Below are 13,522 nucleotides of genomic sequence, written 5' to 3'. Positions count from 1 at the left end.
ATTTTATGATTTTTATTTTTTAATAAAAATCAGTATTAACACTTTGTATTAATACCGACAAAAAATAAAAACTATGTAAAGTATAACTGTTTTATTATACTTTATTAATAACTTTTAAAGTTTAATATTTCAAATGAACTCCTTTACCATTGCGCTTGGTCTTATGCTTCAAAGGTTGGTATAATAACTGCCATTTATTAAAATAAATAGAAAAACTATGTCGCAATCTACTTATAATGCTGTTGATATTGAAGTATTAAAAGGGCTTGATCCTGTTCGTCATCGCCCAGGTATGTATACCGATACAGCTCGCCCAAACCATTTAGGTCAAGAAGTCATTGATAACAGTGTCGATGAAGCCATTGCAGGTCATGCTCGCCAAATCAAAGTAACGCTTTATGAAGATAATTCGCTTGAAGTAATTGACGATGGACGTGGCATGCCTGTTGATATTCACCCAGAAGAAGGTGTACCAGCGATTGAGTTATTACTTTGTCGCTTACATGCTGGTGGGAAGTTTTCAAACAAGAATTATCAGTTTTCTGGCGGTTTACATGGTGTTGGTATTTCAGTAGTAAATGCATTATCAAAACGCGTTGAAGTCACTGTTCACCGTGATGGACAAGTGTATGAGATGGCCTTTGAAAATGGCAATAAAGTTGAAGATTTACACATCACAGGGACATGTGGGCGTCGTAATACGGGCACAAAAGTACATTTTTGGCCAGACGAAAAATATTTTGATTCACCACGATTTTCAGTACCACGTTTGTCGCATCTACTTAAAGCCAAGGCAGTTCTTTGCCCTGGTCTTGAAATTACTTTTAAAGATAAAATTAACAATACCGAACAACGCTGGTGCTATCAAGATGGGTTAAAGGACTATTTGATGGAGTCGGTAAGTGGTTATGTACTTTTACCTGAAACCCCATTTGCTGGTAACCACATTGGCGAAACAGAAGCCGTAGAATGGGCGTTGCTTTGGATGCCAGAAGGTGGCGAACTATTAACTGAAAGTTACGTTAATTTAATCCCAACCGTTCAAGGTGGTACGCATGTCAATGGTTTACGCCAAGGGTTGTTAGACGCCATGCGTGAGTTTTGTGAGTTTCGTAATTTATTACCACGAGGCTTGAAATTAACCGCTGATGATATTTGGGAACGTTGTGCTTACGTTATTTCAGTTAAAATGCAAGAGCCTCAATTTGCGGGTCAAACTAAAGAGCGTTTATCATCACGCCAATGTGCGGCCTTTGTGTCGGCAATTGTCAAAGACGCTTTTAGCCTTTGGTTAAATCAACATGTTCAATTAGCCGAACTACTGGCCGAAATGGTGATTTCAAGCGCGCAAAAACGTTTAAAAGCCTCTAAAAAGGTTATTCGTAAAAAGCTGACTAGTGGTCCTGCACTACCCGGGAAACTGGCTGATTGCTCATCGCAAGATTTAAGTCGTACTGAACTATTTTTAGTGGAAGGGGACTCGGCAGGCGGTTCAGCTAAACAGGCCCGAGATCGTGAGTTTCAAGCAATTATGCCACTTAAAGGTAAGATTTTAAATACTTGGGAAGTCTCATCTGACGAGGTGCTGGGTTCACAAGAGATTCATGATATTTCAGTTGCTATTGGTATCGATCCCGATAGTGATGATTTAAGCCAATTACGCTATGGTAAGATCTGTATCTTAGCCGATGCCGATTCTGATGGGCTACATATTGCTACATTACTTTGTGCGTTATTTGTTCGCCACTTTCGTGCAATGGTTGAACATGGACATGTGTTTGTTGCAATGCCTCCACTTTACCGTATCGATTTAGGAAAAGAAGTCCATTACGCTCTAGATGAAGAAGAAAAAGAAGGCATTTTAGAACAGCTAAAACGCAAAAAAGGCAAACCAAACGTACAACGTTTTAAAGGTCTTGGTGAAATGAATCCGCTACAACTTCGCGAAACAACAATGGATCCCAACACACGCCGTTTAGTGCAACTATCTCTTGATGATGTCGAACAAACGATGGCACTGATGGATATGCTACTTGCTAAAAAACGCTCAGAAGATCGCCGTGAATGGCTACAAGAAAAAGGCGATCAAGTTGAACTTGATGTCTAATAAACAGAATGATTTAGAGGAACAATAATGAGTGAGATAACTCATGACGGAGTAGAAACCCAGTCACTACGCACCTTCACTGAAAGTGCCTATTTAAACTACTCAATGTATGTCATTATGGATCGTGCGCTACCCTTTATTGGAGATGGTTTAAAACCTGTGCAACGGCGTATTGTTTATGCCATGTCAGAATTAGGGCTTAATGCGCAAGCTAAATTCAAAAAATCAGCCCGTACCGTGGGTGATGTGCTTGGTAAATATCATCCTCATGGTGATAGTGCCTGTTACGAAGCTATGGTACTGATGGCTCAGCCGTTTTCCTATCGTTACCCTTTAGTTGATGGTCAAGGTAACTGGGGGGCACCTGATGATCCTAAATCATTTGCGGCTATGCGTTACACTGAATCACGCTTATCAAAATATGCTGAGCTATTATTAGGTGAACTAGGTCAAGGAACGGTTGATTATACACCAAACTTTGATGGTACCTTACAAGAACCTAAAATGCTACCAGCCAGATTACCAAATATTTTATTAAATGGCACAACAGGGATTGCGGTTGGTATGGCAACTGATATTCCACCTCATAACATTCGTGAAGTAGCAAATGCGGTGATGATGTTGGCTGATAATCCGAATGCGACACTCAGCGAAGTGATGGCTCATATACAAGGGCCTGATTTCCCAACTGAGGCCGAAATTATCACGCCACGTGACGATATCGAAAAGATCTACAAAACAGGGCGTGGGTCAATTCGTATGCGTGCGGTGTGGAAAAAAGAAGACGGTGATATTGTTATTACCGATCTGCCACATCAAGTTTCAGGCGCCAAAATTTTAGAGCAAATCGCTTCGCAAATGCGAGCTAAAAAGCTTCCATTAATTGAAGATTTGCGTGATGAGTCTGATCACGAAAATCCAACTCGCTTGGTCATAGTACCCCGTTCTAATCGTGTTGATCTAGAACAGGTAATGAATCATCTATTTGCCACAACCGATCTTGAAAAGAGCTACCGAGTTAATATGAACATGATTGGACTAGATAATCGTCCATCAGTAAAAGGTTTGGTCGATATTTTGACTGAATGGCTAGAATATCGTAAAAACACTGTTACTCGCCGCTTAAATTATCGATTAGATAAAATATTAAAACGATTGCATATCCTTGATGGTTTATTGATTGCGTTTTTAAACATCGATGAAGTCATCGATATTATTCGCAACGAAGATGAGCCTAAGCAAGAGTTAATGAGCCGTTTTGCATTAACTGATATTCAAGCCGAAGCAATTTTAGAATTAAAACTTCGTCATTTAGCCAAACTTGAAGAAGTTCGCATCAAAGGAGAACAAAGTGAGCTAGCTAAAGAGCGTGATCACTTGCAAGCTTTATTAGCTTCACCTAAAAAACTGAGTAATTTAATTAAAAAAGAGCTAAAAGAAGATGCTGAAAAATATGGTGATGAACGCCGTTCACCAATTGTTGAGCGTAGCGAAGCCAAAGCGATCAGTGAACAAGAATTAACTCCGTCAGAACCGGTTACTGTGATTCTATCAGAAATGGGCTGGGTCAGAACAGCTAAAGGCCATGATATTGATCCGGTTGGTTTAAGTTATAAAGCGGGTGATAGTTTTAAAGCAGCAGCTAAAGGAAAAAGCAATCAACCCGTTATTTTTATCGATTCAACCGGTCGTAGCTATGCCATAGATCCCAACACCTTACCTTCAGCACGAAGCCAAGGTGAACCATTAACTGGTAAACTAGCCCTACCTGCTGGTGCAACAGTTGATCATGTTTTGATGTCGCAAAATGATAATCAAAAATTTTTACTGGCATCAACAGCAGGCTATGGTTTTATTTGTCAGTTCAGCGATTTAGTCGCTCGCAATCGCAACGGTAAGGCTATTATCAATTTACCTAAAGATTCCAGCATTCTTGCACCAATTGAGATTCCTTCTGAAGATAGCTTGTTGTTATCGATTACTAAAGCAGGACGAATGCTTATTTTCCCTGTAAAAGATTTACCTGAACTTGCTAAAGGGAAAGGAAATAAAATTGTGTCGCTATCTGGCGCAAACGATAGCCTTTCTTATATGATGTTCATTACACCAGAAACATCAGTAACATTATATGTTGGTAAACGCAAACTTACGTTACATCCTGATGATTTACAAAAATTTAAAGCAGAACGAGCACGAAAAGGAACCGCATTACCACGAGGTTTGCAAAAGATAGATCAAATTGAGGTAAACGAATAATATGTCTTTTATTTGGGCAATCATTACAGGGTTTGTTTTAAGCATTGTATTAAAAACAGGATGGGGGTTTTTCCTTGGACTTTTTATTGGACCAATGCTTTACCGCAAACTTTGCAACACCTTGACCGAACAAAGAACACAAGCAAACCCAACCCTTTATCTAACGGTTGTGTTTGAAGTGCTTGGTCATTTAAGCAAAGCCAAAGGCGTGGTAACACAAGATGATATTAATCTTGCCAGTCAATTTATGGACAGACTACAACTTGATAGTAGCAGTCGCAAACTAGCTCAAGAGTCATTTAATCGTGGTAAAGCAAGTGACTATCCTTTGCGATCGCGTTTAGCTGAACTATACTCACAATATCGTTACCGACGTAATGTTTTAAATATTTTTTGTGAACAACTGATCCAAGCTGCATTAATTGACGGTATTTTGGATGACAAAGAACAACAAATTCTTTTCATTGTTGCTGAAGAATTTCATATTCCACGTCAACAAATGGCAATATATATCCAAATGATGATGGGAAGTTACCATTTTCGTCAAAATAGCTATAGAGGCCAACAAGATCAGCAAGGTCAATATCAACACAATAATCGCTATGGTGGTTATCAAGGCCGTTCAGCGCAATCCGATCTACAAAATGCTTACAAAATTTTAGGCGTTGAGTCGACAGCTGAAATATCAGAAATTAAAAGAGCTTATCGAAAATTGATGAACGAACATCACCCCGACAAATTAGTCTCTAAAGGCTTACCTAAAGAGATGCTTGAAGCTGCCAAAAAACGAGCACAAGAAATTCAAGCTGCTTATGACATTATCAAAGCATCGCGTGGATTTAAGTAGAGACTATTATTATGATGCATTGGCGCTCCATTATTCGAATCATTGGATTATTAATTGCCCTGCTATCGATATTCATGCTATTACCGGCACTAGTGGCATTAATCTATCGTGATGGCGCTGGTGCAATCTTTGTGCGCTCATTTTTTGCGGCACTGATTTTAGGATGTTTATTATGGTTGCCTAATCGTCATCATCGCCACGAACTAAATAGCCGTGAAGGTTTTCTTATCGTTGTGCTATTTTGGGTTGTGTTAGGTACAATCGGCGCTTTTCCTTTTATCTTTGATACGCATATCAATCTAAATTTAACCAACGCATTTTTTGAATCATTTTCAAGTTTAACTACCACTGGCGCTACCACTATTGTTAAATTAGATCATCTACCTAAAGCGTTACTTTTTTACCGTCAGTTATTGCAATGGCTTGGTGGTATGGGGATTATCGTGCTTGCTGTTGCCATCTTACCTTTATTGGGCGTTGGGGGAATGCAACTTTATCGAGCCGAAATTCCTGGTCCACAAAAAGACAGCAAAATGCGCCCTCGTATTGCCGAAACAGCAAAAACACTTTGGTCAATTTATATTTTGCTTACTACGCTTTGTGCGATCTGTTTATGGTTTGCGGGTATGAATGTTTTTGATGCCATTTCACATAGCTTTTCAACCATTTCAATGGGTGGTTTTTCAACGCACGATGATAACCTTGCTTATTTCAATAGCGCTACAATTAATTATATTATCACCCTCTTTTTAATCTTATCAGGTTGTAATTTTGCACTACATTTTGCCGCATTAAGCGGGTTTTCAATCAAAGTTTACTGGCGGGATCAAGAGTTTAGAACCTTTATTTTTATTTTAGCGATTTTAATTGCCATCTGTGCATTTGGCATTTATGTTTATCAACCAGAACGAAAATTAAGTATAGATAAAATAGTATTGCAAGTTGTATCGATAACAGCAACAGTCGGATTTACCGTCGATGATATCAACACATGGCCGTCATCATTACCTATATTCTTATTATGTGCATCATTTATTGGTGGTTGCGCAGGCTCTACAGGTGGCGGATTAAAAGTGGTTCGTGTGTTAATTTTGTTTATGCAAGGCTCGCGTGAATTAAAACGCCTTATTCACCCTAACGCAATTTATACCTTAAAATTAAATAATCGTGTTGTTCCTGAACGTATTATTGAAGCTGTTTGGGGATTTTTTTCGGCCTATACATTAGTCTTTTTAGTCAGCTTGTTTATTATTATGGCAACGGGTATTGATGCAACTAATTCTTTTTACATTGTTGCTTCATCACTTAATAATTTAGGTGTAGGGCTTGGTAATGTAAGCGACACTTTTGCTGGCGTAAGTGATGTTGTTAAATGGGTAATGGTTGTTGATATGTTGTTTGGGCGCTTAGAAATATTTACCTTACTAGTTTTATTTACGCCTACTTTTTGGCGAAGTTAATTTTATACTAAAATGCATACCTTCCCTGAAGATTTTTGACAAAATAGGTAATTTTTATAAATATTTTATTGATTATTTAGTAAATTACAGACAGAATTACAGTGCAGCATGTGCTGTATTTATTAGAGGTAATCACCTGACATATGGAATGGATCATGGATCCTACAATCTGGATTGGCTTATCCACTCTGGTTGTACTTGAAATCGTCCTTGGTATTGATAACATTGTTTTTATTGCCATCCTTGCCGAGAAACTTCCACCCCATCAACGAGATAAAGCCCGCGTTACTGGTCTTGCCTTTGCATTAATTACACGAATATTGTTATTAATGTTTACAGGTTGGTTAGTTACGCTCACAACCCCATTATTTTCGATATCCGGAATTAGCTTTAATGCGCGCCAACTGATTATGTTAATCGGTGGAGTATTTTTACTATTTAAAGCAACAATGGAGCTCAACGAACGTCTTGAAGGGTCATCACACGAAGACGGTAAACCGAAAAAAACCTCACACTTTTGGACTGTTGTAGCACAGATAGTCGTACTTGATGCGGTCTTTTCGTTAGACTCAGTCATTACAGCGGTTGGAATGGTTGAACATATTCCCGTCATGATTATTGCGGTGTGTATTGCTATTGCTATTATGATGGTTGCAAGTAAACCACTTGCCTATTTTGTCAATGCTCACCCAACTATTGTTATTCTTTGTTTAAGCTTTTTATTGATGATTGGCTTTAGTCTGGTTGCCGAAGGTTTTGGTTTTATGATTCCAAAAGGCTATCTATATGCGGCGATTGGCTTCTCTATTATGATTGAGTTTTTCAATCAATTAGCTATTTTTAACCGTCGAAAAGCATTAAATAAAAAACCATTACGAGAACGTACTGCCGAAGCAATCTTACACCTACTGAAAGGCGATGCCGAAGAAGACCCAGATATTAACGCTGTGGATGTAGCTTCTGATACCAACAAAAAAGAACCTGTGTTTAATCATCAAGAATTAAGTATGGTTGAACGAGTCCTTGGTCTTGCGCAACGCTCAGTCAGTAGCATAATGACATCAAGACTCAATGTGGATATGATCAATATTAATGATGAGCGTGACATTATTATCAAAGAAATTTTCGAAAATCCACACTCACGTTTAGTCGTTACCGATAATGCCTCAATCGATGAACCACTAGGTATTATTCAAGTTAATGATCTATTAAAAGATATACTACAAAATAAAGAACCTATTGATATTCACTCGCTTATCAAACAACCGCTGATCTTTCCTGAAACGGTATCGTTACTGGTTGCATTAGATCAATTTAAACAAGCCAAAACTCACTTTGCTTTTGTAGTTGACGAATTTGGCTCAATGCAAGGGGTTGTTTCGGTAACAGACATTATCGAAACCATTGCGGGTGATTTTCCAACTGAAGAAGAGGAAATTGACGCTAAACACGATATTCAATGCCTAGACGATAACACTTGGATTGCTAATGGCTATATTCCAGTTGAAGAACTCGTCAGATTTGTGCCAATTCCTATCGATGATAAACGTGAATATCATACGCTTGCAGGACTATTAATGGAAAAAGCACAACATCTCCTTAATGTTGGCGAAAAAATCGAGATTGATGGTTATTTATTTGAAATTGCCGAAGTAGAAAGTCATCGCATCCTGAAAGTAAAAATTACATTAAATAAAACTGATTCAGTATCGTCTTAGTTTTAAGGCTAGTGCATGACATCGAGTAGAATAACGCTTGACCAAAATAAATAACTGACAATAATAAACCGGTAAAATTTTTATTTATAAAAAAGGTGTGGGGTAATGACTTCTCATCTTTTTTTATTTTTTGGGTAAAAATAGGTAATACACGTTACAAACTTTCACTCATACTTATCAATAACAATTGGGCTTTAACTTATGAATTCTATATTCGAAAAAATATTTCAATTGAAAGAAAAAAAAACCACAGTCGGTACTGAAATTATCGCTGGTTGTACCACCTTCTTAACAATGGTTTATATCATCTTTGTAAACCCTTCAATTTTATCGGCAACGGGCATGGATACCTCAGCAGTATTTGTATTAACTTGTATAGTTACAGCCTTTGCAACAATCTTAATGGGCTTATTTGCTAACTTACCTATAGCACTCGCTCCTGCTATGGGACTTAATGTCTTTTTTGCCTATGGAATATGTGGTGCAATGGGCTACTCTTGGCAAGTGGGTATGGGTGCCATATTTTGGGGTTCATTAATCTTTTTTGCGTTGTCACTATTTAAAGTTCGTCACTGGCTAATTGAGCACATTCCACAATGCTTACGTGTAGGCATTAGCGCTGGTATTGGGTTATTTATTGCTTTTATGGGCTTTCAAAACATGGGCATTGTCGTTGCATCACCCGCAACATTACTGACCATGGGCAATATTTTATCGCTTAAAGTCTTGTTAGGTTCGCTTGGTTTTTTCATTATTGTTATTTTAGCCGCTCGCAACTTTCACGCTGCCGTATTAATTTCGATTTTGGTGGTAACACTGCTTGCATTATGGCTTGATCCAAATATCAGTTACCAAGGTCTTATATCTATGCCACCTAGTGTGACTAGCGTTGTTGGCCATGTTGATTTGGCTGGTTCACTAAATATTGGTATTATGGGTGTGATATTTTCGATAATGATTGTCAGTTTATTCGATTCTTCAGGCACCATCTTAGCGCTAACAGACAAAGCAGGAATTAGTGATGAAAAAGGCCGATTCCCTAAAATGCGTCAAGCACTCTTAATCGACAGTTTTAGCTCTTCTTTAGGTGGATTATTTGGGACATCATCAGTATTAACTTATATCGAAAGTTCAGCGGGTATTTCAGTCGGTGGACGCACAGGGTTAACTGCGGTTGTTGTCGGTATATTATTTTTAATAGTGACATTTTTATCACCACTAGCGCATTTAGTCCCTACCTATGCAACATCAGGCGCACTTATTTTTGTTGGCATTTTAATGGTGTCAAGTTTAGTGAAAGTTAACTGGTCTGATCTAACCGAAGCAACACCAGCTTTTATTACTGCAATCATGATGCCGTTTGCTTTTGCCATCACTGAAGGTGTTGCACTTGGTTTTATCTCCTATGTCGTACTAAAAACCTTTACGGGTAAATTTAAAGATCTAAATCTTTGTGTGATTATTTTTGCACTACTTTTTGCTTTGAAATTTATCTTTATTGATCATCATTAATAAGTAATTCCCCCACCCACAATTAGGTGGGGGAAAGACAAAATAGGTTAAAACAGCCAATAAAAATACCGATTTCTCAAACCTCACAGCTAAAAATACCGACCAATACTCCCATTAAAATAGAATCATTATTTAGTAATAATTAAACTCAAAATCAAGCGCTTAATGTTCGTAAAAACTTGACATTGTCTTCCTTGGGGTCTAGAATCTTGCGACCCAAAACTTATATAAAATAGGTTTTGGTCTACAGTTATTAATTACGTATCTAAAAAGCAATTTTAAATTTATTTTAATTAATCAGGAGCTTATTAATGGCAACAATTAATCAGCTGGTACGCAAACCAAGAGCACTAAAGGAAGCGAAAAGCAACGTTCCTGCGCTTGAAGCATGCCCGCAAAAACGCGGTGTTTGTACTCGTGTTTACACAACTACACCGAAAAAACCAAACTCAGCATTACGTAAAGTATGTCGTGTACGCTTAACTAACGGTTTTGAAGTAACGTCTTACATTGGTGGTGAAGGTCATAACCTACAAGAGCATAGCGTAATTTTAATTCGTGGTGGTCGTGTTAAAGACTTACCAGGTGTGCGTTATCACACTGTTCGCGGTGCATTAGACTGTGCAGGTGTTAAAGACCGCAAACAAAGCCGTTCTAAATACGGTGTAAAACGACCTAAAGCTTAATGGAACTCCGTTAAGTAAGGCCAAACTATATCATTCCATTTAACTCATTTGAGTTTTGGGTAAACCTGAAAAATTTATAACATATAAACGGAGTATTCCAATGCCACGTCGTCATGTTGTCGGTCAAAGAAAAATTCTTCCTGATCCGAAGTTCGGTTCAGAGTTACTGGCGAAATTTGTAAATATTTTAATGATAGATGGTAAAAAATCTATCGCAGAATCAATCGTATATTCAGCTCTTGATAAATTAGCTGAGCGTAGTGGAAAAGACCACTTAGCAGCTTTCGAAGTTGCACTAGATAACGTAAGACCAACTGTAGAAGTTAAGTCTCGTCGCGTTGGTGGTTCTACATACCAAGTTCCTGTTGAAGTGCGTCCAGTTCGTCGTAATGCACTTGCAATGCGTTGGATTGTGGATGCAGCTCGTAAACGTGGCGATAAATCAATGGCTTTACGCCTAGCGAATGAACTTATGGATGCTTTTGAAAACAAAGGTACCGCTGTGAAAAAACGCGAAGATGTTCATCGTATGGCTGAAGCTAATAGAGCGTTTGCACACTATCGTTGGTAATATTCGCACTTATATAAGTGACTTGAATTAAGACTGAAAGCCCTTATCTGCTTTCAGTCAACCTAAATGATATATTGTTAAGCAAACGATTCTAAACAGAGGATTAATATGGCTCGTACAACCCCTATAGCACGCTACCGTAACATCGGTATTAGTGCGCACATTGACGCAGGTAAAACAACAACGACTGAACGTATTTTGTTTTATACTGGTGTTAGTCATAAAATTGGTGAAGTTCATGATGGCGCAGCAACCATGGACTGGATGGAACAAGAACAAGAACGTGGTATTACTATCACGTCTGCGGCAACAACAGCATTCTGGTCTGGTATGGGTCAACAATTTGAACCACACCGTATCAACATCATCGACACCCCGGGACACGTTGACTTCACAATCGAAGTTGAACGTTCTATGCGTGTTTTAGATGGTGCTGTGATGGTTTATTGTGCGGTTGGTGGTGTTCAACCACAATCAGAAACAGTATGGCGTCAAGCAAACAAATATAAAGTTCCACGTATTGCATTTGTCAACAAAATGGACCGTATGGGTGCTAACTTCCTACGCGTTGTTGATCAAATCAAAACGCGTTTAGCAGCAGTTCCTGTGCCTTTAGTTTTACCAATCGGCGCTGAAGAAGGATTTACTGGTGTTGTTGATTTACTTAAACGTAAAGCAATTAACTGGAACGACGCGGATCAAGGTGTAACTTTCACTTATGAAGATGTACCAGCTGATATGGCTGAACAAGTTGAAGAATGGCGTTCATACCTAATCGAAGCTGCTGCTGAAGCAAGTGAAGAGTTGATGGAAAAATACCTTGGTGGTGAAGAATTAACTGAAGAAGAAGTTAAAGCAGCGTTACGTGAACGCGTACTTGCTAATGAAATCATCTTAGTAACTTGTGGTAGTGCCTTTAAAAATAAAGGTGTTCAATTCATGCTTGATGCAGTTGTTGAGTACTTACCTGCACCAACTGACGTACCTGCAATCAAAGGTGAACTACCAAATGGTGAAGCGGCTGAGCGTCACTCAAGTGATGACGAACCATTCTCATCATTAGCGTTCAAAATCGCAACTGACCCATTTGTGGGTAACTTAACCTTCTTCCGTGTTTACTCAGGTGTGGTTAATTCTGGAGATACCGTTCTTAACTCTGTTAAAGATAAAAAAGAACGTTTTGGTCGTATCGTTCAGATGCATGCTAACAAACGTGAAGAAATCAAAGAAGTTCGCGCTGGTGACATCGCTGCTGCAATCGGTCTTAAAGATGTTACAACTGGTGATACACTTTGTGCTGAAAGCGCACCAATTATTCTTGAAAGAATGGAATTCCCAGAGCCGGTAATTTCGGTTGCTGTTGAACCAAAAACTAAAGCTGACCAAGAAAAAATGGGCCTTGCTTTAGGTCGACTAGCACAAGAAGACCCTTCATTCCGTGTTCACACTGATGAAGAATCTGGCCAAACCATTATTTCTGGTATGGGTGAGCTTCACTTAGAAATCATCGTTGACCGTATGAAACGTGAATTTAAAGTGGAAGCAAATGTTGGTAAACCACAAGTTGCTTACCGTGAAACAATTCGCAATGAAGTAGAACAAGAAGGTAAATTTGTTCGTCAGTCTGGTGGTCGTGGTCAATACGGTCATGTATGGTTAAAAATCAAACCATTGGAAGCGGGTGGCGAAGGCTACAAATTCAACAACGAAATCGTTGGTGGTGTGGTTCCTAAAGAATACATCCCTGCGGTTGACAAAGGCTGTCAAGAACAAATGAAAAACGGTGTTCTTGCTGGTTACCCAATTGTTGATGTTGAAGTTACTATCTTTGATGGTTCTTACCATGATGTTGACTCATCAGAAATGGCATTTAAAATTGCCGGTTCAATGGCATTTAAAGACGGCTTCATGAAAGCTAAACCTGTGCTTTTAGAACCGATTATGAAAGTAGAAGTTGAAACTCCAGAAGATTATATGGGTGACGTAATCGGTGACTTAAACCGTCGTCGTGGTATGATCGAAGGTATGGAAGATACTGCAACTGGTAAAACAGTAAAAGCACAAGTTCCACTTTCAGAAATGTTTGGTTATGCGACAGACCTTCGTTCACAAACACAAGGTCGTGCTTCTTACTCTATGGAGTTCTTGAAGTACAATGAAGCGCCAACAAATATTGCAACCGCAATTATTGAAGCTCGTAAAGCGAAATAATTTTTATCTAAATAAAGTAACGCTTCCCTTAGCAACATAAGGGAAGTGATTTAATAAAGGAACATTAAGATGTCTAAAGAAAAATTTGAACGTACAAAACCCCACGTTAACGTTGGTACAATCGGCCACGTTGACCATGGTAAAACAACTTTAA

At 38.6% G+C, this 13,522-nt stretch carries 10 protein-coding genes; all 10 read left to right on the top strand.

Annotated elements, in window-relative coordinates:
* The first annotated feature begins 217 nt into the window (after positions 1–217).
* A complete protein-coding gene (gene parE, locus GQ589_RS09655; RefSeq protein ID WP_160425869.1) occupies positions 218–2,107 on the top strand; it encodes a DNA topoisomerase IV subunit B in 1,890 nt (629 codons plus the stop codon).
* 27 nt (positions 2,108–2,134) lie between these two features.
* A complete protein-coding gene (gene parC, locus GQ589_RS09650; protein WP_160425867.1) occupies positions 2,135–4,363 on the top strand; it encodes a DNA topoisomerase IV subunit A in 2,229 nt (742 codons plus the stop codon).
* Between the two features lies 1 nt (position 4,364).
* Positions 4,365–5,210, top strand: coding sequence for a co-chaperone DjlA (gene djlA, locus GQ589_RS09645; RefSeq protein WP_160425866.1), 846 nt, complete (start codon positions 4,365–4,367; stop codon positions 5,208–5,210).
* A 14-nt stretch (positions 5,211–5,224) separates the two neighbouring features.
* Positions 5,225–6,670 carry a TrkH family potassium uptake protein gene (locus tag GQ589_RS09640; protein ID WP_160425887.1) on the top strand — a complete coding sequence of 482 codons (1,446 nt, stop codon included), beginning with the start codon at positions 5,225–5,227 and terminating at the stop codon, positions 6,668–6,670.
* Positions 6,671–6,813: 143 nt separating this feature from the next.
* Positions 6,814–8,388 carry a TerC family protein gene (locus tag GQ589_RS09635; RefSeq protein WP_160401630.1) on the top strand — a complete coding sequence of 525 codons (1,575 nt, stop codon included), beginning with the start codon at positions 6,814–6,816 and terminating at the stop codon, positions 8,386–8,388.
* A 201-nt stretch (positions 8,389–8,589) separates the two neighbouring features.
* Positions 8,590–9,900 carry an NCS2 family permease gene (locus GQ589_RS09630; protein ID WP_160425864.1) on the top strand — a complete coding sequence of 437 codons (1,311 nt, stop codon included), beginning with the start codon at positions 8,590–8,592 and terminating at the stop codon, positions 9,898–9,900.
* 311 nt (positions 9,901–10,211) lie between these two features.
* A complete protein-coding gene (gene rpsL / locus GQ589_RS09625) occupies positions 10,212–10,586 on the top strand; it encodes a 30S ribosomal protein S12 (protein ID WP_034883792.1) in 375 nt (124 codons plus the stop codon).
* Positions 10,587–10,686: 100 nt separating this feature from the next.
* Positions 10,687–11,157, top strand: a complete 471-nt coding sequence (gene rpsG / locus GQ589_RS09620; RefSeq protein ID WP_034915550.1) for a 30S ribosomal protein S7 — start codon at positions 10,687–10,689, stop codon at positions 11,155–11,157.
* Between the two features lie 108 nt (positions 11,158–11,265).
* Positions 11,266–13,368, top strand: coding sequence for an elongation factor G (fusA, locus tag GQ589_RS09615; RefSeq protein WP_160401628.1), 2,103 nt, complete (start codon positions 11,266–11,268; stop codon positions 13,366–13,368).
* Between the two features lie 69 nt (positions 13,369–13,437).
* The coding region (locus GQ589_RS09610) for a GTP-binding protein (protein WP_010312103.1) at positions 13,438–13,522 on the top strand (85 nt) is incomplete at its 3' end.

Origin of the sequence: Gilliamella sp. Pas-s27 (genome assembly GCF_009795865.1) — a bacterium.
GTDB lineage: Bacteria > Pseudomonadota > Gammaproteobacteria > Enterobacterales > Orbaceae > Gilliamella.
This window is presented reverse-complemented; position numbering and strand designations above follow the sequence as displayed.

What these genes read in the sequence shown, in the direction of transcription:
- djlA (WP_160425866.1), top strand. Translation starts at nt 4,365, where the DNA reads ATGTCTTTTATTTGGGCAATCATTACAGGGTTTGTTTTAAGCATTGTA.
- GQ589_RS09630 (WP_160425864.1), top strand. Translation starts at nt 8,590, where the DNA reads ATGAATTCTATATTCGAAAAAATATTTCAATTGAAAGAAAAAAAAACC.
- fusA (WP_160401628.1), top strand. Translation starts at nt 11,266, where the DNA reads ATGGCTCGTACAACCCCTATAGCACGCTACCGTAACATCGGTATTAGT.
- rpsG (WP_034915550.1), top strand. Translation starts at nt 10,687, where the DNA reads ATGCCACGTCGTCATGTTGTCGGTCAAAGAAAAATTCTTCCTGATCCG.
- GQ589_RS09635 (WP_160401630.1), top strand. Translation starts at nt 6,814, where the DNA reads ATGGAATGGATCATGGATCCTACAATCTGGATTGGCTTATCCACTCTG.
- parE (WP_160425869.1), top strand. Translation starts at nt 218, where the DNA reads ATGTCGCAATCTACTTATAATGCTGTTGATATTGAAGTATTAAAAGGG.
- rpsL (WP_034883792.1), top strand. Translation starts at nt 10,212, where the DNA reads ATGGCAACAATTAATCAGCTGGTACGCAAACCAAGAGCACTAAAGGAA.
- parC (WP_160425867.1), top strand. Translation starts at nt 2,135, where the DNA reads ATGAGTGAGATAACTCATGACGGAGTAGAAACCCAGTCACTACGCACC.
- GQ589_RS09640 (WP_160425887.1), top strand. Translation starts at nt 5,225, where the DNA reads ATGCATTGGCGCTCCATTATTCGAATCATTGGATTATTAATTGCCCTG.